The sequence below is a fragment of the Ruegeria sp. BJ5 genome (assembly GCF_056537865.1).
The window spans coordinates 107177-126407 of record NZ_JBQFSH010000005.1 but is presented as its reverse complement, the minus strand read 5'-3'; the positions used below and the strand labels follow the sequence as shown (position 1 = coordinate 126407).

General features: G+C 63.3%; 18 protein-coding genes. 9 read left to right on the top strand and 9 right to left on the bottom strand.

The window, feature by feature from the left end; genetic code table 11:
- Positions 1–78: 78 nt before the first annotated feature.
- Positions 79–645: a carboxymuconolactone decarboxylase family protein gene (locus ACR0NY_RS16085; RefSeq protein WP_170369898.1), complete on the top strand. Its 567-nt coding sequence runs from the start codon at positions 79–81 to the stop codon at positions 643–645.
- 5 nt (positions 646–650) lie between these two features.
- On the opposite strand, the gene recF is transcribed toward ACR0NY_RS16085, so the two are convergent.
- The 7 genes from recF to mutM form a co-directional block, all read right to left on the bottom strand.
- Positions 651–1751, bottom strand: a complete 1101-nt coding sequence (recF, locus tag ACR0NY_RS16080) for a DNA replication/repair protein RecF (protein ID WP_170369900.1) — start codon at positions 1749–1751, stop codon at positions 651–653.
- Positions 1752–1810: 59 nt separating this feature from the next.
- Complete coding sequence (dnaN, locus tag ACR0NY_RS16075) at positions 1811–2932, bottom strand: DNA polymerase III subunit beta (RefSeq protein WP_170342392.1); 1122 nt, start codon at positions 2930–2932, stop codon at positions 1811–1813.
- Between the two features lie 221 nt (positions 2933–3153).
- On the bottom strand, positions 3154–4545 hold the full coding sequence (dnaA, locus tag ACR0NY_RS16070; RefSeq protein WP_170342394.1) for a chromosomal replication initiator protein DnaA: 1392 nt from the start codon (positions 4543–4545) through the stop codon (positions 3154–3156).
- 94 nt (positions 4546–4639) lie between these two features.
- The gene (locus ACR0NY_RS16065) at positions 4640–4849 is read right to left on the bottom strand and encodes a hypothetical protein (protein ID WP_170369902.1); all 210 of its coding nucleotides are present in this window, start codon (positions 4847–4849) and stop codon (positions 4640–4642) included.
- A gap of 238 nt (positions 4850–5087) precedes the next feature.
- Positions 5088–5351, bottom strand: a complete 264-nt coding sequence (gene rpsT, locus ACR0NY_RS16060; RefSeq protein WP_093963612.1) for a 30S ribosomal protein S20 — start codon at positions 5349–5351, stop codon at positions 5088–5090.
- A gap of 230 nt (positions 5352–5581) precedes the next feature.
- Positions 5582–6358 (bottom strand): enoyl-CoA hydratase, encoded by a 777-nt coding sequence (locus ACR0NY_RS16055; protein WP_093963613.1) that lies wholly within the window; start codon positions 6356–6358, stop codon positions 5582–5584.
- Between the two features lie 66 nt (positions 6359–6424).
- Complete coding sequence (mutM, locus tag ACR0NY_RS16050) at positions 6425–7276, bottom strand: bifunctional DNA-formamidopyrimidine glycosylase/DNA-(apurinic or apyrimidinic site) lyase (protein WP_170369904.1); 852 nt, start codon at positions 7274–7276, stop codon at positions 6425–6427.
- 86 nt (positions 7277–7362) lie between these two features.
- On the opposite strand from mutM, the gene ubiE reads away from it, so the two are divergent.
- On the top strand, positions 7363–8115 hold the full coding sequence (ubiE, locus tag ACR0NY_RS16045) for a bifunctional demethylmenaquinone methyltransferase/2-methoxy-6-polyprenyl-1,4-benzoquinol methylase UbiE (protein WP_093963615.1): 753 nt from the start codon (positions 7363–7365) through the stop codon (positions 8113–8115).
- 3 nt (positions 8116–8118) lie between these two features.
- Positions 8119–9648, top strand: a complete 1530-nt coding sequence (gene ubiB / locus ACR0NY_RS16040; RefSeq protein ID WP_170342406.1) for a 2-polyprenylphenol 6-hydroxylase — start codon at positions 8119–8121, stop codon at positions 9646–9648.
- 96 nt (positions 9649–9744) lie between these two features.
- Here ubiB and ACR0NY_RS16035 read toward each other — a convergent pair whose 3' ends face one another.
- Positions 9745–10920 (bottom strand): acetyl-CoA C-acyltransferase family protein, encoded by a 1176-nt coding sequence (locus tag ACR0NY_RS16035; protein WP_170342407.1) that lies wholly within the window; start codon positions 10918–10920, stop codon positions 9745–9747.
- A 117-nt stretch (positions 10921–11037) separates the two neighbouring features.
- Between ACR0NY_RS16035 and ACR0NY_RS16030 the strand changes: the two genes are divergently transcribed.
- The 6 genes from ACR0NY_RS16030 to ACR0NY_RS16005 all read left to right on the top strand — a co-directional run bounded on the left by ACR0NY_RS16030 (position 11038) and on the right by ACR0NY_RS16005 (position 16688).
- Positions 11038–11604 carry a helix-turn-helix domain-containing protein gene (locus ACR0NY_RS16030; RefSeq protein WP_170342409.1) on the top strand — a complete coding sequence of 189 codons (567 nt, stop codon included), beginning with the start codon at positions 11038–11040 and terminating at the stop codon, positions 11602–11604.
- Positions 11605–11721: 117 nt separating this feature from the next.
- Positions 11722–12906, top strand: coding sequence for a glycine C-acetyltransferase (locus ACR0NY_RS16025; protein WP_170342411.1), 1185 nt, complete (start codon positions 11722–11724; stop codon positions 12904–12906).
- Entirely contained in the window at positions 12906–13856 is a 951-nt protein-coding gene (locus tag ACR0NY_RS16020; RefSeq protein ID WP_170342413.1) for a PLP-dependent cysteine synthase family protein, read from the top strand. The genes ACR0NY_RS16025 and ACR0NY_RS16020 overlap by 1 nt, the downstream gene beginning before the upstream one ends.
- A gap of 20 nt (positions 13857–13876) precedes the next feature.
- The gene (tdh, locus tag ACR0NY_RS16015) at positions 13877–14905 is read left to right on the top strand and encodes an L-threonine 3-dehydrogenase (RefSeq protein WP_170370018.1); all 1029 of its coding nucleotides are present in this window, start codon (positions 13877–13879) and stop codon (positions 14903–14905) included.
- Between the two features lie 64 nt (positions 14906–14969).
- Positions 14970–15857, top strand: coding sequence for a tryptophan 2,3-dioxygenase (locus ACR0NY_RS16010; RefSeq protein WP_170369906.1), 888 nt, complete (start codon positions 14970–14972; stop codon positions 15855–15857).
- Positions 15858–15860: 3 nt separating this feature from the next.
- Complete coding sequence (locus ACR0NY_RS16005) at positions 15861–16688, top strand: alpha/beta hydrolase (RefSeq protein ID WP_170369908.1); 828 nt, start codon at positions 15861–15863, stop codon at positions 16686–16688.
- 51 nt (positions 16689–16739) lie between these two features.
- On the opposite strand, the gene infB is transcribed toward ACR0NY_RS16005, so the two are convergent.
- Positions 16740–19226 (bottom strand): translation initiation factor IF-2, encoded by a 2487-nt coding sequence (gene infB / locus ACR0NY_RS16000; RefSeq protein WP_170342418.1) that lies wholly within the window; start codon positions 19224–19226, stop codon positions 16740–16742.
- Between the last annotated feature and the right edge of the window lie 5 nt (positions 19227–19231).

The following is a 19231-nucleotide window of genomic DNA, read 5'->3' as shown; positions in this document are numbered from 1 at the left end:
CGATTACTCAAATATATACTTGAGTGATCGCTCAATAAAGCCTATTTCGGACTCAGCCGCCAGAAAAGGAGACCCAAAATGGCCGATTTTCCCTCGCATGACCTGAACACCGCCCCTGAAGGCTCGAAACCCCTGCTCGAGAAATCGCAGGCCGCGTTTGGCCGCCTGCCGGGCCTGCACAAGGTCATGGCCGAAAGCCCTCAGCACCTGGAGGCCTACCAGGTTCTGCACCACCTGTTCCTGCAGACCGAGTTCGACAACGACGAAAAAACAGTCGTCTGGCAGACCATCAACGTCGAAAATGAATGCCACTATTGCGTTCCGGCGCATACCGGCATCGCCAAGATGATGAAGGTGTCGGACGAGATCACCGAAGCGCTGCGCAATGAAACTTCGCTGCCCTCGCCCAAGCTCGAAGCGCTGCGGACGTTCACGCTGCAGGTGATGAACCAGCGCGGCAACGTCACCGACGCACAGTTGCAGGCGTTTTTTGATGCGGGCTATTCGCACCGCGCCGTTCTGGACGTAATCCTAGGCCTGGCGCAGAAAACCATGTCGAACTACGTCAACCACATGGCCCAGACGCCGGTTGACGAGGTGATGCGTCCCTTCCTGTGGGAACGTAAAGCCAGCGAGCCAGCCTGATCCGCTCAGGCGGGGGTGACGGTTGAGCCGTCACCCGCGTCATTGACCACGAATGACTGCGCCCGGTCGCCCAGTTCGGCGAACAGCTCGGGGCCTGTTCCGGTCATCCATGCCTGCGCCCCCAGCGCGCAGATTTCATAATACAGCGCCGCCCGGCGGTCCGCGTCCAGATGGGCCGCCACCTCGTCCAGCAACAGGATCGGCGGCGCCCCGACCTGCGCGGCCAGTGCCCGCGCGTTGGACAGAATCAACGAAACCAGCAGCGCCTTCTGCTCTCCGGTCGAACACTCACTGGCCGCAACGCCTTTGGCCGCAAAAACCCCGTACAGATCCGACCGGTGCGGCCCCACCAATGTGCGCCCCGCCGACAGGTCGCGGAACCGGCTTTCGGCCAGCGCCTCGAACAGATCCTGCGCGCTTTCGGGCATGTCCCCTTCGGACTGAACAAGTTCCAGTTCCGCCGAGGGAAATGCGGTCTCGGCTTGCTCCTGCGCCGCACGCAACTGCGCCAGAGCACCCAGCCGCGCAGTATGAATGCGATGCCCGGTTTCGGCCATCTGGGCCTCGAGCGCGGCGTACCAAGGCGCATCGCGCACCTGCTCTTTCAACAGGCGGTTCCGTTCGCGCATGGCCTTTTCGTAGGTCAAGGCGGCCTCGGCATGGCTTGGGTCGAAACTCAGCGTCACCCGGTCCAGAAACCGCCGCCGGCCTTCGGCGCCTTCGATCCAAAGCCGGTCCATCGCGGGCATCAGCCAGACGACCCGCGCCAGCTTGCCCAGATCGATCTGGCTGGCTGCCTTTCCGTCGATCCGAACCTGCCGCGCTGCACCGGCTTCCGACCAGGTTTCGATCTCGGATCGGCGGCCCTGAACGTCCAGCAACCCGCTCAGCTTCCATCCCAGCGCCTCGGGCCGACGCGTCATCTCGGCGGCACTGGCCCGGCGCATGCCGCGGCCGGGTGAAAACAGGGATACCGCCTCGAGAATATTGGTCTTGCCGGCCCCATTCGGCCCGTACAAGGCCACCGGCCGCCCGTCCAGCGCCATGCGCGCCAGCTTGTGCGACCGAAAATGCGAGACCGTCAATTCGGTCAGGGCCAAAGCCATGACCCCTCCCTTCATCCTTGCACAAACACGCGCGCCGGACGCATCCCGCGCCCGCGCGATCAGACGCGCATCGGCATCACGACATAGACCGCGCTCTGGTCATTGCCTTCGCGCATCAGGGTCGGATCGCCCGCCGAGTTGAACAGGAACACCGCGTTCTCGCGGTCCACCTGGCTTGCGATTTCCAGCAGGTACTTGGCGTTGAACCCGATTTCCAACCGTTCGTCGCCATAGGCCACGGCCAGCTCCTCCTCGGCCGCGCCGCTGTCGGGCGCATTCACCGACAGGACCAGCTTGTCGCCGTCCAACTGCAGCTTTACCGCACGGGACCGCTCGGACGACACGGTTGCCACCCGGTCGACAGCCTGGGCGAACTCGGCCGCGTCCACTTCCATCTTACGGGTGTTGTTCTGTGGAATCACGCGGGTGTAGTCGGGGAAAGTCCCATCGATCACCTTCGAGGTCAGCGTGATGTCGGGTGTGGCAAAGCGCACCTTGGTTTCGCTGACCGATACCGCGATGTCCATGTCGTCATCTTCCAGCAGCTTGCGCAACTCGCCCACCGTTTTGCGCGGAACGATCACGCCAGGCATATCGGCGGCGCCGTCGGGGCAATCCGCGTCGATCCGCGCCAGGCGATGCCCGTCCGTGGCCACGCAGCGCAACACCTTGCCGCCCTCGGGGCCATCCGTCACGTGCATGTAGACGCCGTTCAGGTAATACCGGGTCTCTTCCGTCGAGATGGCGAATTTCGACTTGTCGAACAGCCGCCGCAGCAGAGCCGCCGAAGCGGTGAAGTTCGACTGGTATTCCGAGGACGCCATCACCGGGAAATCCTCTTTCGGCAGGGTCGCCAGCGAGAAGTTCGACCGCCCCGCCTCGACCGTCAGCCGGCCAGCCGCGCTGTCGGCGGTCAGCGTGACCAGCGCGCCATCGGGCAGCTTGCGCACGATCTCGTGCAGGGTCGTTGCCGCAACCGTGGTTGCGCCCGCCTTTTCGACCTGCGCGGGGGCCTTGTCGACCACCTCGATATCCAGATCGGTCGCGCGGAACAGAACCTGATCGCCCTCGGCCTCGATCAGCACATTGGCCAGGATTGGAATCGTGTTGCGGCGTTCCACAACGGATTGGGCCTGCGAAACGGCCTTGAGCAGCGTGCCGCGTTCGATGCTGATCTTCATACCCTCAATTCCTCTGATTTGAGTGCTTACATGGGCGGGACTGGCAAGTTAGCGGTTCAGCCCTGAGGCACAAGGATTTTTTACCGATTTCTGGGTTGGAACGCGCAAACCGTCAAGGTCCCGAGCGGCCCTGTGCCCCAGTTCCGCGGAAATCGTGGAAAAATGCGCACAGAAAAACCGCCCCCGCGCAGGGCCAGGGCGGTTTTCCGAATTGCAGGAGCTCAGGCTTCGAGCGCCCGGCGCAGCATTTCCACATCTTCGGCGATCTGACCGTCGGTCAGCTTCAGCTCTTCGATGCGTTTGACGCCATGCATGACGGTGGTGTGGTCGCGCCCACCAAAGCGGCGGCCGATTTCGGGCAGCGACCGGCTGGTCAGCTGCTTGCACAAATACATCGCCACCTGACGCGGGCGGGCATAGGACCGCAGGCGTTTCGGCCCGATGATGTCGGACAGGCGGATGTTGTAGTAGTCGGAAACCTTGCGCTGGATCTCTTCGACGGTGATCTTGCGTTCCGAGGCGCGCAGCACGTCGGCCAGACAGTCCTGCGTCAGCTCCATGTCGATCTCGCGGCCGACCAGCGAGGCAAAGGCGAACAGCCGGGTCAGCGCCCCTTCCAGAACGCGCACGTTGGTCGAGATGCGATGGGCCAGGAATTCCAGCACGCCATCGGCGATCTTCAGGTCGGGATAGGTCTTGGCGTATTGCTGCACCTTGTTCTGCAGAATGCCCAGGCGCAGCTCGTAATCGGTCGGGTGCAGGTCAACCACCAGTCCGCATTGCAGACGTGACTTGACCCGTTCCTCCAGATCCTTGATTTCACCCGGCGCGCGGTCGGCCGAGATGATGATCTGTTTGTTCTGATCCACCAGCGCGTTGAAGGTGTGGAAGAATTCCTCCTGCGTTGAATCCTTGCCGGCGATGAACTGCACGTCATCGACCATCAGCACGTCGACCGAGCGGAACAGGTGTTTGAAATCCATCATGCGGCGTTCGCGCAGGGCCTGCACGAAGCGGTACATGAACTGTTCGGCCGACAGGTATAGCACGTTGAGCTCGGGGCGTTTGGTCTTCAGCTCCCAGGCAATGGCATGCATCAGGTGCGTTTTGCCTAGGCCAACCCCACCGTACAGAACCAGCGGATTGAAGGTTACGGGGCCGCCTTCGGAAACACGGCGCGCGGCGGCATGGGCCAGTTCGTTCGGCTTGCCGACGACGAAGGTGTCGAAGGTAAAGCGCGCGTCCAACGGTGCGGCCTGCAGCGACTCGAGCGCTTCATTGGTTCCGTTGCTTTCCGGTGCCAGCTCGATATTGACCGGCTCGGGCTGGTCTTCGACCGGCTGGACCGCGGCGGCGGGACGCGCCGGTGAGTTGGCGGCCACCCGGAAGGCCAGGCGCTGGACCGACTCTCCGGCCGTGTTCAGCTCGTACAGAATGAGGTCTGCAAAATTTTGACTGACGTAGTTCCCCATGAAGTTGGTCGGAACCGAAAATACGGCCACGCCTCCCTTCAATTCCTGAAATTCCAGTGGTTCAATCCAAGTCGTAAAATTGTTCCGGCCCACGGCCTTCAGCAATTTGTTACGCAGTTGTCCCCATTTTTCTTGTGTCATCCAGCGCCTCACGCATCCCAATATTTTTGACCTAATCGGCCTTATGATTGTGACCGGTATCCCGGTTCTTATGCGTTCACTCGCGCGCAGATATTCAGTCGCCGAAACCCCAAGAATCGGCGGGAATATCAGTGGTCACGACGCTTGCCTGTTTGACGACGACCAAAAAGTACAGCCGCCCAAACCGCGGTTTGCGCCACGCAGTTCCAGTTTTCGACAGGGCCAAGATCATCGGAGTAGCCGAGATCCGCAGCAGATCGTCAAACCGGTTGGCACCGGTTGCCGACATTCGCCCCTGGATCATTCTGATGCCCGTCAGTCCGATCGCAGGAACAGCCTGTCCCCCCAAGCGAGTGAATCGCTGAAACTGTCGTAGCAAGAGGCAGTGGGGCCGGGCAACGAAACTCTGATATTGACTCGGGTCTTTGGGCGAAAGAATCTCTCGGTTTCGTGAAGGCGCGGCATTCTGGCAACAACGCAAAAGGCGCCGCACAGGGCGACGCCTTCGAAACTGGAATGAACCAGCAAGTGTTGACGCTAGGTCAACCCAGCGCCTTGACGCGCGCCGACAGGCGCGACATCTTGCGGGCTGCGGTGTTCTTGTGGAACACGCCTTTGGTGACGCCGCGCATCAGCTCGGGCTGGGCCGCGCGCAGAGCGGCGGTTGCCGCGTCCTTGTCGCCGGATGCGATTGCTTCTTCGACTTTGCGCAGGAAGGTGCGGATGCGCGAGCGACGGGCTTTGTTGATTGCATAACGCTTCTCGTTCTGACGAGCGCGCTTCTTTGCCTGGGGCGAGTTTGCCATGTGTCTCTGACCTTTGTTCGGTACGTTTGTCTAGGGTTGCACGTCACGGAATTACCCGCACCAGATCAGAAATCACGAGTGTGAATCGGGCCAAGCGGGCCGCACGCGCATGTATGGTGGCGGTCAATAGCCAAGTTTTCAGTGTTTGCCAAGCCGATTCTTGGCCTTGTTGCCCGCCATGAAAAAAGGCGGGCAGCGCCCGCCTGATCCAACCGTCTTGTCGGCACCGCCTATTTGTCGCGGAACTGGGCCGCGCGCTTTTCAAGGAATGCGGCCATGCCCTCTTTCTGGTCTTCGGTCGCGAACATCGAATGGAACACGCGCCGCTCGAACAGCATGCCCTCGCTCAGCGGCACCTCGTAGCTGCGGTTGACCGCCTCTTTCGCGGCCATCGCGGTCAGCAGCGATTTCTCGGCAATCTTCTGGGCTGCGCCGGTCGCCTCTTCGATCAGCTTCTTGGCCGGCACCACGCGCGACACAAGGCCCGAGCGCTCTGCCTCTTCAGCATCCATGAACCGGCCGGTCAGGTTCATGTCCATCGCCTTGGACTTGCCCACGAACCGCGTCAGGCGCTGGCTGCCGCCCATCCCGGCGATGACGCCCAGATTGATTTCAGGCTGGCCGAACTTGGCGGTGTCGGCGGCGATGATGAAATCGCACATCATGGCCAACTCGCACCCGCCGCCCAGCGCATAGCCCGCCACCGCCGCGATGATCGGCTTGCGGATCGCGGTGATCCGGTCGTTGGCGTCGGCAAACAGATTGGTGGTGTAAACATCGACAAAGCTCATCTCGGACATCTCCTTGATGTCCGCGCCCGCGGCGAATGCCTTTTCCGATCCGGTGATGACGATGCAGCGCACCTTGTCATTGGTGTCCGCGTCCTCGAGCGCCTCGCACAACTCACCCAGAAGCTGAGTGTTCAGCGCGTTCAACGCATCGGGTCTGTCGAGCTTGATTAGGGCGACGTGGTCTTCGATTTCGACGATGATCGTCTCAAAAGCCATGAGGTCTGAGCTTTCGGTTGTTCCGTTCAGGTCCAATTCCTTACCACGCGGAAAACTCGGATCAAGCTATCTTTGGCATTGCGCGCAATAGAAGGTTGAGCGTCCCGACTGGGTGATTCTGCGGATCTCGGCCCCGCAGCCCTCGGTCCGGCAGGGCTGGCCCTCGCGCCCGTAGACGTCGAAACTGTGCTGAAAATATCCAAGCTCTCCATCAGCTTGCCGGAAATCACGCAGCGAGGATCCACCGGCCTCGATGGCCTCGGTCAGCACCGTCCGGATCACCGGAACCAGGGCTCCGACACGCCCGGCCGAGATCTGACCCGCCTTGCGACGTGGCGACACTCTGGCGCGGTAGAGCGCCTCGCAGACATAGATGTTGCCCAGCCCGGCAACGATTCTCTGATCCAGCAGCGCCGTCTTGACCGGTGTGGCCCGGCCGCGGAAGGCGTCGATCAGATAGGTCTCGTTGAAATCGTTACCCAACGGCTCCGGCCCCAGAACGGCCAGCAGCTTGTGCTGCTCGGCGGTTGCCGTGGGCAGCAGGTCCATCGCCCCGAACCGGCGCGGGTCATTGAAAGTGATGCGCGCGCCGTTGGCCATGTGGAACACCACGTGGTCATGCTTCTGCGGCATCGGGGGACAATGCACGAACTGGCCCAGCGGATCGCCCGACACAGTCATGCGGCCCGACATGCCCAGATGAATCAACAGGGTCTCGCCGCCGCTCAGATCGGCAAGGATGTATTTCGACCGTCGCCGCAGACGTTCGACCCGCTGACCGGTCAACCGTTCGGCCATCCGCTCGGGAAAGGGCCAGCGCAGATCGGGGCGGTTCACGTCCGCCCTTTCGACCACCACGCCTTCCATCGCCGGGGCAAGGCCGCGTCTTACTGTCTCGACCTCGGGCAATTCGGGCATTAGACGGCTCCTATTCCAAAGGGCCGCATTGTGCCCCGGTTTCCAGGCCCTATAACAGAGACGAAATTCGACGAACGGCAAGGCTTATGTCCGACAACAGCGACAAGACCACTCATTTCGGTTTCGAAACCGTCCCCGAGGCCGAAAAGGCCGGGCGTGTGCAGGGCGTATTCAACTCGGTCGCGTCGAAATACGACGTGATGAACGACGTGATGTCGATGGGCATCCACCGGGTCTGGAAAGACGCGATGATGGACTGGCTGGCGCCACGCCCCGGCCAGCGCCTGCTGGACGTGGCGGGCGGTACGGGCGACATCTCGTTCCGCTTCCTCAAGCGGGCGGGCCACGGCCATGCCACCGTTCTGGATCTGACCGAGCCGATGCTGATCGAGGGCCGCAAGCGCGCCGAGGCCGCGCAGATGGCCGACAGCCTGGACTGGGTGGTGGGCGACGCGATGGCCCTGCCGTTCGAGGACAACACGTTCGACGTCTACACCATCTCCTTCGGCATCCGGAACGTGACCCGCCCGCAAGAGGCCCTGAACGAGGCCTACCGTGTGCTCAAACCCGGCGGGCGGCTGATGGTGCTGGAGTTCAGCCAACTGCCCAATGACGGGCTGCAAAAGCTCTATGACCTCTACAGCTTCAACGTGATACCACGAATGGGCAAGCTGATCGCAAACGACTATGACAGCTATCAATACCTGGTCGAATCGATCCGCAATTTCCCCGATCAGGATACCTTTCTGGGCATGGTGCGCGCCGCCGGGTTCGAGAACGCGAAATACCGCAACCTCAGCATGGGCATCGCCGCCCTGCATTCCGGCTGGAAGATCTGACGCATGCGCGGCCCCCACAACATCATCCGCCTGATCCGCACGGGCGCCACGCTGGAGCGCACCGGCGCCATGAACGTGGTGCTGGACGCGTTCGAGGCCCCGCGCGCGTTGCGGATCCTTGCCCACACCTTAGGCAAACCGTTCCAATGGCTGGGCTACAAGGGCGACCCGTCCATGCCGCCGGCGACCCGGGCGCTGACCGCCCTGGGCCCGGCCTACATCAAGTTCGGTCAGGTCCTGTCCACGCGCCCCGATGTCGTGGGCGAAGAGCTGGCAGAACAGCTCCGGGTCTTGCAGGACAAGCTGCCCCCCTTCCCACGCGACGTGGCCATGGCCGAGGTGGAAAAGGAGCTGGGCCAACCTCTGGATGAGATGTTCTCGGAATTCAGCGAACCGATCGCGGCCGCCTCGATCGCGCAGGTCCACAAGGCGAAATTGGCCAGCACCGGCGAGGATGTGGCCGTCAAGGTCCTGCGCCCCGGCATCGAACGCGCGTTCCGCAAGGATGTGGATGCGTTCTATTTCGCCGCCCGGATCGTCCAGCTTTTCGCCCCCGGTGCGCGCCGACTGCGCCCGATGGAAGTGATCGAGCATTTCGACGGCGTCGTCCGCGGCGAACTGGATCTCAGGCTCGAAAGTTCGGCAGCCTCGGAATTTGCCGCCAACACGCAGAATGACGAAGGCTTCTGGCTGCCGCCCGTGGTCTGGTCCCTGTCCGCGCGCCGGGTCATGACGCTCAGCTGGGCAGACGGCATCCCCTTGGGCGACAACGCCGCGCTGGACGCGGCCAATCACGACCGCCGCGATCTGGCCGAGCGGGTGCTGCGCCTGTTCCTGCTGCACGCCCTGCGCGACGGCTTCTTCCACGCCGACATGCACCAGGGCAACCTCAAGGTCGCCGCGAACGGCGACATCATCGCCTATGACTTCGGCATCATGGGCCATATCGACGAATACACCCGCCGCGTCTATGCCGAGATTCTCTTCGGCTTCATCCGCCGTGACTACAAGCGCGTGGCCGAGGTGCATTTCGAGGCTGGCTACGTCCCGGCTGACCAGGACGTCGATGAATTCGCCCGCGCCCTGCGCGCGGTGGGCGAGCCGATCTTCGGCATGGATGCCACCCATATCTCGATGGGCCGCCTGCTGAACTACCTGTTCGAGGTGACCGAACGCTTCGGCATGGAGACCCGCACCGAACTGATCCTGCTGCAACGCACGATGGTGGTGGTCGAAGGCGTCGCCCGCTCGCTCGACCCGCATATGAACATCTGGGAGGTCGCCCGCCCCGTGGTCGAAGACTATATCAAGCAGTCCATCGGCCCCCGCGCCGCCCTGCGTGATTTTGGAAAAACAGCGCTGGTTCTTGCGCGGTTCGGGCCCCGCCTGCCTGATCTGGTCGAAAATGCCCTGATCGCCCAGACCCGCAAGGATGATCCATCCGGCTCAGATTTCTGGCCCAAGGCCATTCCCGCCGCAATCGGGGCCGCCGCCGGGGCAGTGGCCGTCCTGATCCTTTCGGGCCTGGGCTGAAAGGCGCCCACGCTTCATCTGGCAGAAAATATCCTCGGGGGGAATCGCGCTTTGGCGCGATGGGGGGCGGACAGCCCCCCCCTGCCCAGCCCGGGGTCAGAGCCGCTCGATGGCGATGGCAATCCCCTGCCCACCACCGATGCACATGGTGATCAGCCCTTTCGACCCGCCGATGCGCTCCAACTCGTACAGAGTCTTCAGGGTGATGATCGCCCCGGTGGCCCCCACCGGATGACCCAGGGCGATAGCCCCGCCATTCGGGTTCACCTTTGCCGGATCCAGCCCCAGTTCCTTGTTCACCGCCAGCGCTTGGGCGGCAAAGGCCTCGTTGCTTTCGATCACGTCGAAATCGCCCGCCGACAGGCCCGTCCGCTCCAACAGGTTGCGCACGGCCGGAACGGGGCCGATTCCCATCACCTCGGGGCGAACACCAGCATGGGCATAGCCCAGGATGCGCGCCTTGGGCGTCAGGCCGGCTTTCTCGGCGGCATCGGCCGTGGCCAGAACCATCGCCGCCGCGCCGTCATTGATGCCCGAGGCGTTGCCCGCAGTCACACGCCCGTCCTTCTGGAACACCGGACGCAACCCGGCCAAGACCTCGGCCGTGGTGGCCTTGGGATGCTCATCGACCTTGAAATCGACCATGTCGCGCTTGACCTTGACCTGCACCGGCGCGATCTGGCTGTCGAAATAGCCCGCCTCAATCGCGGCCGCCGCCCGCTGCTGGCTGGTCAGCGCGAACGCGTCCATCTCCTCGCGCGTGATCTGGTGTTCATCGGCCACGTTCTCGGCGGTGACGCCCATATGCCCGGTGCCAAAGGGGCAGTTCAGCGCGCCCAGCATCATGTCCAGCGACTTGATGTCGCCCATCTTGGCGCCCCAACGCGCCTGCGGAACGATGTAAGGGCTGCGCGACATGCTCTCGGCGCCTCCGGCCACGGCAAATTCGGCATCCCCAAGCATCAGCGATTGAACTGCCGATACGATGGCCTGCGCGCCCGACCCGCACAGCCGGTTCACGTTCATCGCCGGAGTGCCATTCGGAATGCCCGCCTGCATCGCCGCGACGCGCGACAGGTACATGTCGCGCGGCTCGGTGTTGATGACATGTCCGAACACCACATGCCCGATCTGGTCGCCTTCGACGCCGGATCTCTCAAGCGCGGCCTTGGTCACGACGGTGGCCAGATCGATCGGCGCGGTCGCGGCCAGCGACCCTCCGAACGTACCGATTGCGGTGCGGGCACCATCCAAAATCACGATGTCGGTCATGTCTCTCTCCTCTTGGATTTGCGCGCAGTATGCACTCGCAGCATGGGCCTGTCGCGCGGGACGTTCCGTCATCGGCGGAATTGACAATTCGCGCCCGGACGCGCAAGAAATTCCGCCATGACGGAAAATTCAGACGATATCCTGACACGCCTGCCCGCCCGCCTGAAAGAGGCCCGGCGCGCCAAGGGCCTGTCACTGGAAGCGGTGGCCAATCTCAGCGGCGTCTCCCGGTCGATGGTCAGCCAGATCGAACGCGGCGAAAGCAGCCCCACGATCTCGACCCTGTGGAACCTGACCCGTGCGCTGCAGGTCGATTTCGCCGGTCTTCTGGAAGAGTCGGAGACCACCGACCAGATCGAAGTGCTGCGCAGCGCCGAAGTGCCCAGCATCGACAATATGGGCCAGTCCTGCCGGATCCGCATCCTCTCGCCACCCGAGGAGGCCGGCGGGCACGAGGTCTATGATATCCGGTTCGACGCGGGTGGCGCGCTGAACAGCCAGCCCCACGCCCGCGGCGCGCTCGAACAGCTGACCGTGCTGGAAGGGACCGTCCGCGTCACCTCGGGCGCCGCGACGATGGAACTGTGCCAGGGCGACACGGCCCGGTATGCGGCCGACGTGGCCCACGCCATCGCGGCGCCGGACGGACCCGCCCGCGTGTTCCTGATCGTCAAGAACGCCTGATCCGCGCACATCGGCCGATTTCCGCCTTCACGGATTTTTTTCCGCCATACTGAAAATCTCCTATTTGGGACGCGCGTCCGTTATGTTAGATACGCGACTCAGAAGAAGGAGATCGCCATGGCTGATGCATTCCTGTCCCACGTTTCGGACACCCTCTCGCTGATCAAGGCGGAAGGCCTGTACAAGACGGAACGAATGATCACCTCGCCCCAGGGCGGCGAGATCACGGTGGGCGGACGTCAGGTCATCAACCTGTGCGCCAACAATTACCTGGGTCTGGCCGACCACCCGGCGCTGATCGAGGCCGCGAAGAACGCGATGGAGCCCAAGGGGTTCGGCATGGCCTCGGTCCGGTTCATCTGCGGCACGCAGGACATCCACCGCGAGCTGGAGCAGCGGCTGGCCAAGTTTCTGGGCAAGGACGATTCGATTCTGTTCGCGGCCTGTTTCGACGCCAATGGCGGGCTGTTCGAACCCCTGCTGGGCCCCGAGGATGCCATCATCTCGGACAGTCTGAACCATGCCTCGATCATCGACGGGGTGCGGCTGTGCAAGGCCAAACGCTATCGCTACATGAACAATGACATGAACGACCTCGAAGCCTGGCTGAAACAGGCGCGCGAGGACGGGGCACGGCACATCATGATCGCGACCGACGGCGTGTTCTCGATGGATGGCTACCTGGCCAACCTGCCCAGGATCCGCGAACTGGCCGACAAATACCACGCGGTCGTGATGGTCGATGACTGCCACGCCACCGGCTTCATGGGGCCGCGCGGCGCGGGCACGCCGGATCATTTCGGCGTGGACGTGGACATTCTGACCGGGACATTGGGCAAGGCACTTGGAGGGGCAATCGGCGGTTACATCGCCGGGCCGCAGCCAGTGATCGACCTGCTGCGGCAGCGGGCGCGGCCCTATCTGTTCTCGAATTCGCTGCCGCCCTCCATCGTCGCAGCCGGGCTCGAGGCGATCCGCCTGGTCGAAGACGGCGACATGCTGCGCAAGCAATTGTTCGGCAATGCCAAATACTGGCGCGCCGGGCTGGAAAAGCTGGGGTTCGACCTGCTTCCAGGTGAACATCCGATCATTCCCGTGATGCTGGGCGAGGCGCAGCTGGCGCAGGACATGGCCGCCCGCCTGTTCGACGAAGGCGTCTATGTCTCGGGCTTCTTCTTCCCGGTGGTCCCGCGGGGCCAGGCCCGCATCCGCACCCAGATGAACGCGGCGCTGACCCGCGACGAGCTGGACCGCGCGCTGGCCGCCTTCGGCAAGGTCGGCAAGGCGTTGGGGGTCATCTGATGGTTCTGAACTCGGTCATCGACGCGATCGGCGATACGCCCCTGGTCGAGCTGTCCCGGGTTTGCCAAACACTGGATCTGGACGGCCGTATTCTGGCAAAGCTGGACTATTTGCTGCCGGGCTTCTCGAAAAAGGATCGGGCCGCCCGTTCCATCATCGAACAGGCCCGCGCCGATGGCAGCCTGATCCCGGGGCAGACCGTGGTCGAGCTGACCTCAGGCAACATGGGCACCGGCCTGGCGATTGTCTGCGGCATTCTGGGGCACCCGTTTGTGGCGGTCATGAGCGCAGGGAACTCGGTCGAACGCGCCCGCATGATGCGCGCCTTAGGCGCCGAGGTGGTGATCGTCCCCCAGGCCGAAGGGGGCAAACCGGGCGAAGTCTCGGGCGCCGACCTGGCGTTGGTGGATGACGCCGCCCGCCGCATCACCGCCGAGCGCAACGCTTTCCGCGCCGATCAGTTCGGCCACGCGGGCAACCCCAAGGCTCATGCCGCTGGGACAGGCCCGGAAATCTGGGCCCAATCAGCAGGTGCCGTGACGGCCTTTTGTGATTTTGCCGGCTCTGGCGGCACACTTTCCGGGGTCTCTGACTACCTGTCACCCCTTGGGGTGCGGTGCTATGCGGTCGAACCCGACGGCGCTCGTGCCTTGGCCGGTGAACCCGTCCGTGCGACCGATCATCCCATCCAGGGCGGCGGTTATGCTATGTCGGATCTGACGCATCTGAACGGAGTGCAATTGGCCGGTCATCTGTCCGTCACCGGCGCATCAGCGCGCGACGCCGCCCGCCTATTGGCCCGCACCGAAGGCATCTTTGCGGGCTTTTCCGCCGGGGCGAACCTGGCTGCCGCCATCGACCTGCTGCGTGGCCCCGAACGGGGTGGCTGCATCGCGATCGTGATGTGTGACAGCGGCTTGAAATACCTGTCGACCGATTTGTGGGAGTGATCCGGATGCGACCCAACACCATGAAAGCGCTGGAAAAGTCCAGGCCCGAGGAAGGGCTTTGGATGGTACAGGCCCCGGTCCCCGAAATCGGCCCCGACGAGGTTTTGATCCGCGTGAAGAAGACCGGGATCTGCGGAACCGACATCCATATCTGGAACTGGGATGAATGGGCGTCGCACACGGTGCCCGTCCCCATGATCACCGGTCACGAATTCGCCGGCGAGATCGTCGAACTGGGCCGCAATGTGACCGGGTTGAAGATCGGCCAGCGCTGCTCGGGCGAGGGCCACCTGATCGGCACCGACAGCCGCCAGAGCCGCGCGGGCAAGTTCCACCTGGACCCGGGCACGCGCGGGATCGGGGTGAACGAACAGGGCGCCTTTGCCCAATATCTCAAGCTGCCGGCCTTCAACGTGGTACCCCTGCCCGACGACATCCCCGATGAGATCGGCGCGATACTCGACCCGCTGGGCAATGCTGTGCACACCGCGCTGAGCTTCGATCTGCTGGGCGAGGACGTGTTGATCACCGGCGCCGGCCCGATCGGGATCATGGCCACCGCGGTGGCCCGCCACGCAGGCGCCCGGCATGTGGTGATCACCGACATCAACCCCGACCGGCTGGCGCTGGCGCAGCATGTCGTGCCGTCGGTCCGGGCGGTGAATGTGGCTGAGGAAGAGCTGCAATCGGTGATTTCCGACCTGGGCATGAGCCAAGGCTTTGACGTGGGGCTTGAAATGTCAGGCTCGCAGGCGGCGCTGGACCAGATGGTTGAAGCGCTGGTGATGGGCGGCAAGATCGCCCTGCTGGGCATTCCGCCCGGCAAATCGCCCGTCGACTGGAGCCGCATCGTGTTCAAGGCGATCACCATCAAAGGCGTCTACGGCCGCGAGATGTTCGAGACATGGTACAAGATGATCGCGATGCTGCAGAACGGGCTGGATGTCAGCCGAGTCATCACCCATCGCTTTGCCACCGATGATTTTGCGCAGGGCTTTGCCGCCATGAAGTCGGGAAAATCGGGCAAGGTGGTGCTGGACTGGGCCTGACCCTCTGGATAGTTGCAAACGCACCTTCTAGACAGGTGCGCACACATGCCGGGGAGGACATGAAATGGCCGACAATGCCAAGGGCGACCGCCCGCTGGAACGCGGAGTCGAAGACACGCTGGTGACCGATTTCGCGGACACGCACCGCAAAAGCTATGGCGACTTCCTGCAGCTCAAGACCCTGCTGAACCTGCAGAAAACCTTTCAGGACCCGGCCCAGCCCGATGAGATGCTGTTCATCATCATCCATCAGGTCAGCGAGCTGTGGCTGAAACTGATGCACCATCAGCTGGTCGAAGTGCGCCGGTTCCTGCAGCAGGATGAGTTCGGGCCTGCGATGAAGAACCTGGACCGCATCAAGGCGATCCAGAGGCAGCTGATCGCCGCGTGGGAAACCCTGCTGACCATGACGCCCGCCGACTACATGACCTTCCGCAAGGCGCTGGGCAATTCATCCGGCTTCCAAAGCTACGGCTATCGTCAGATCGAGTTCATTCTGGGCAACAAGGACACGGCAACGCTGAAGGTGCACGCGCATGACTCCGAAGTGATGGAGATGCTGACCGCCGCCCTCGTCAAGCCGTCGCTGTATGACGAGGTATTGCACATGCTGGCGCGGCAGGGTTTTAACGTGCCGCAAGACCTGCTGGACCGGGACTATTCAAAGACCTATTCCGGTGATCCGCGCATCGTCGAGATCTGGGCCGAGATCTACCGGAACACGGGCCGGTACTGGGACCTGTATGCGCTGGGCGAAAAGCTGATGGATGTGGAATCGCTGTTCCAGCGGTGGCGGTTCGACCATGCGACTGCCGTCGAACGTGTGATCGGTATGCAGCCCGGCACCGGCGGCTCCAGCGGCGTGGCCTTCCTGCGCAAAGCGCTGGAGCTGCGATTCTTCCACGATCTCTATGACGTGCGCACCGACCTGATGTATGGCGGACAGGGCTGAGCCATGCTGTATCGCGGATTTTCCCAAGAACAGCTGGAACGCGAATACGCGCCCAGTTCGATGATTGGCGGTGACCTTGCGCCCTATCTGGCGGCCTATTCGGCGCTCAGCGCGCAGGCGCGGGCGCAACTGACGGTGCAAGAGAACCTCGGCTATGGCGACACGCCCGCGCAGGTGCTGGATTTCTTTCCCGCCCGCACGCCCAATGCGCCGCTGCATGTGTTCATCCATGGCGGCTATTGGCAGGCGCTCAGCCAGCGCGATTCGGCGATGATGGCGCCCGCGCTGGTCGAAGGCGGGCAGGCCTTTGCAACGGTGAACTACACGCTCGCCCCCGACGCGCGGCTGGACCAGATGGTCGATGAATGCCGGACCGCGCTGCTATGGCTGGCCACCCGGGCCAAGTCGCTGGGGTTCGATGCCTCGCATGTCACCCTGTCCGGGCACAGCGCCGGTGCGCATCTGGCAGCGATGGTCATGGCGACCTCGGCCGACCAATTCGCCCGGATCGGCCTGCGGGTGCGCGAAGTCATCCTGATCAGTGGCGTCTACGACCTGGAACCGATTAGCCTGACCCCGGTCAACGATCCGCTGCAGCTGACCCCGGTCGAGCTGCACGACCTGTCCCCCATCCTGAACCTACCCGCGCCTGGGCCACGCTATCGGGTAACGGTGGGCGAGCGGGACACGGGCGAGTTCATCCGCCAGAGCCGCGACTATGCCGAAGCGTTGCGCAAGGCCGGCCATGCCGTCAGCTTTGACCTGCAGCCGGGCACGCACCATTTCGACATCATCCTCAAGGACGGGACGTTTCTGAACGACCACCCCTGAAAACGAAAACGGCGGCCCCAAGGACCGCCGTTTCTTTCAATTTCGACCGGATCAATCCAGCGTGCGGGTAACTTCCTCACGCTCGAAGATCTCGATCACGTCGCCGGGGCGGATATCGTCGTAGTTCTCGAACGCCATACCGCATTCCTGACCCGACTGAACCTCGGCCACTTCGTCCTTGAAGCGCTTCAGCGTCTTCAGCGTGCCTTCGTGGATCACCACGTTGTCGCGCAGCAGGCGCACGCCGGCCGAACGGCGGGCAACGCCCTCGGTGACCAGACAGCCGGCAACCTTGCCGACGCCGGTGACCTTGAACACTTCCTTGATCTCGGCATAGCCGATGAACTTCTCGCGGATCTCGGCGCTCAGCAGGCCCGAGGCGGCGGCTTTGACGTCATCCACCAGATCGTAGATCACCGAGTAGTAGCGGATCTCGACGCCCTTCTGGTTGGCGGTGTTGCGCGCCGATGCGTTGGCCCGCACGTTGAAGCCAAAGACCGGAGCACCCGACGCTTCGGCCAGGCCGATATCGGTTTCGGTGATGGCGCCGACGCCCGAGTGCAGCACGCGCACGCGCACCTCGTCGTTGCCGATCTTCTCCATCGCCTGCACGATCGCCTCGGCCGAGCCCTGCACGTCGGCCTTGACCAGAATGGGCAGCTCGGCCACGTTCTCGTCTTCCTTGGCCTTCTGCATCAGCTGTTCCAGCGTGGTCGCGGCACCGGCGGCGGCGCGCTTGTCCTTGGCGACCTGCGCGCGGTACTCGGCGATCTCGCGGGCCTGCGCCTCGGTCTCGGTCACGTTCAGAACGTCACCGGCCTCGGGCGTACCGTTGAGACCCAAGACCTCGACCGGAACCGAAGGACCGGCCTCCTGAACGCGCTCGCCCTTGTCGTTGATCAGCGCGCGGACCTTGCCGTACTGCTCGCCCACGACGAAGATGTCGCCCTGGCGCAGCGTGCCCTTCTCGACCAGCACGGTCGCGACCGGGCCGCGGCCCACATCCAGCTGCGCCTCGATCACAGCACCTTGCGCGGCGCGGTTCGGGTTGGCCTTCAGCTCCAGAATCTCGGCCTGCAGCGCGATGGCTTCCAGTAGATCGTCCAGACCCTGTCCCGTGATGGCCGAAACTTCGACATCCTGAACCTCGCCCGACATCTTTTCGACGACGATCTCGTGCTGCAGCAGGTCGGTGCGCACCTTGTCCGGGTTCGCATCGGGCTTGTCGATCTTGTTGATCGCCACGATCATCGGAACACCGGCGGCCTTGGCGTGGTTGATTGCCTCGACCGTCTGCGGCATCACCGCGTCATCCGCCGCAACCACCAGCACCACGATATCCGTTACCTGAGCACCGCGCGAGCGCATCGAGGTAAAGGCCGCGTGGCCCGGCGTGTCCAAGAAGGTCAGCGTGGTGCCGTCATTGGTCTGCACCTGATAGGCGCCGATATGCTGGGTAATGCCACCGGCCTCGCCCGCAACGACTTTCGCGTCGCGGATCGCGTCCAACAGCGAGGTCTTCCCGTGGTCGACATGACCCATGATGGTAATGACCGGCGGACGGGGCTGCAGGTCTTCATCCTTGTCTTCGACATCCGAGATTACATCCTCGACATCCGCGTCCGAAACCCGCACGACCTTGTGGCCGAATTCTTCGATGATCAGTTCGGCAGTGTCGGCGTCGATGGTCTGGTTCTGCGTGACCATCATACCCATGTTCATCAGCGACTTGACGACGTCGGCGACGCGTTCGGCCATACGATTGGCCAGTTCCGAAACGACGATCGCCTCGGGCAGCTGAACCTCGCGGATCACCTTTTCACGCTCGACCGAACCGCCCATGGCTTTCTGCCGCGCACGCTCCTGCTTGCGTTTCATCGCGGCCATGGACCGCTGACGGCCACCTTCCCCACCACGCAGAGCCTGGTTCAGCGTCAGCTTGCCCGAGCGACGGCCGTCGTCGCGGCCCTTGCCGCGGGTCTGGCGCTGTTCGCGCTCGCGGTCGGTCTTGCGCGGCGTTTCCGCTGGCGCAGGCTTGCTGGCCGCGGGGGCCTTGGCCTTGGGTGCCTCTTTCGCAGCCGCGGCTTCTGCTGCGGCGCGCTGAGCGGCTTCTTCGGCCTCTTTCTGCTTGCGCTCTTCTTCCTCGGCTTTCTGCCGGGCTTTTTCCTCGGCCTCGCGCTGTTCGCGCTCCTTGGCTTCCTGTTCGGCGCGGCGGCGTTCACGCTCTTCGGCGCGCGCCTTTTCCTCGGCCTCGCGGCGTTCGGCTTCCTCGGCCTCACGGGCCTTGGCCGCCTGCAATGCCTTCAGGCGCCGATTCATCTCGGCATCGGAAATCCCGGCTGGCCGGCGCGAAGGATCACCCGACGGCGCAGCGCCACCGCTGGGCTTGGACGCTCCCGGCTTGGGAACCACCACGCGCTTGCGTTTGGTTTCCACCACGACATTCTTGGTACGTCCGTGGCTGAAACTCTGTTTCACATTCCCGGGGCGTGCCCCGCCACGAAGGCCCAATGTCTTTTTGCCGTCACTATCGCTCATAAAGC

Coding starts and splice junctions, on each gene's coding strand:
- infB (WP_170342418.1), bottom strand. CDS start 19,226: ATGAGCGATAGTGACGGCAAAAAGACATTGGGCCTTCGTGGCGGGGCA.
- ACR0NY_RS16025 (WP_170342411.1), top strand. CDS start 11,722: ATGGCTGATGCATTCCTGTCCCACGTTTCGGACACCCTCTCGCTGATC.
- recF (WP_170369900.1), bottom strand. CDS start 1,751: ATGGCTTTGGCCCTGACCGAATTGACGGTCTCGCATTTTCGGTCGCAC.
- ACR0NY_RS16065 (WP_170369902.1), bottom strand. CDS start 4,849: ATGATCCAGGGGCGAATGTCGGCAACCGGTGCCAACCGGTTTGACGAT.
- ACR0NY_RS16035 (WP_170342407.1), bottom strand. CDS start 10,920: ATGACCGACATCGTGATTTTGGATGGTGCCCGCACCGCAATCGGTACG.
- ACR0NY_RS16030 (WP_170342409.1), top strand. CDS start 11,038: ATGACGGAAAATTCAGACGATATCCTGACACGCCTGCCCGCCCGCCTG.
- mutM (WP_170369904.1), bottom strand. CDS start 7,276: ATGCCCGAATTGCCCGAGGTCGAGACAGTAAGACGCGGCCTTGCCCCG.
- ACR0NY_RS16055 (WP_093963613.1), bottom strand. CDS start 6,358: ATGGCTTTTGAGACGATCATCGTCGAAATCGAAGACCACGTCGCCCTA.
- ACR0NY_RS16010 (WP_170369906.1), top strand. CDS start 14,970: ATGGCCGACAATGCCAAGGGCGACCGCCCGCTGGAACGCGGAGTCGAA.
- ACR0NY_RS16020 (WP_170342413.1), top strand. CDS start 12,906: ATGGTTCTGAACTCGGTCATCGACGCGATCGGCGATACGCCCCTGGTC.
- ACR0NY_RS16005 (WP_170369908.1), top strand. CDS start 15,861: ATGCTGTATCGCGGATTTTCCCAAGAACAGCTGGAACGCGAATACGCG.
- ubiE (WP_093963615.1), top strand. CDS start 7,363: ATGTCCGACAACAGCGACAAGACCACTCATTTCGGTTTCGAAACCGTC.
- dnaA (WP_170342394.1), bottom strand. CDS start 4,545: ATGACACAAGAAAAATGGGGACAACTGCGTAACAAATTGCTGAAGGCC.
- rpsT (WP_093963612.1), bottom strand. CDS start 5,351: ATGGCAAACTCGCCCCAGGCAAAGAAGCGCGCTCGTCAGAACGAGAAG.
- tdh (WP_170370018.1), top strand. CDS start 13,877: ATGAAAGCGCTGGAAAAGTCCAGGCCCGAGGAAGGGCTTTGGATGGTA.
- ACR0NY_RS16085 (WP_170369898.1), top strand. CDS start 79: ATGGCCGATTTTCCCTCGCATGACCTGAACACCGCCCCTGAAGGCTCG.
- dnaN (WP_170342392.1), bottom strand. CDS start 2,932: ATGAAGATCAGCATCGAACGCGGCACGCTGCTCAAGGCCGTTTCGCAG.
- ubiB (WP_170342406.1), top strand. CDS start 8,119: ATGCGCGGCCCCCACAACATCATCCGCCTGATCCGCACGGGCGCCACG.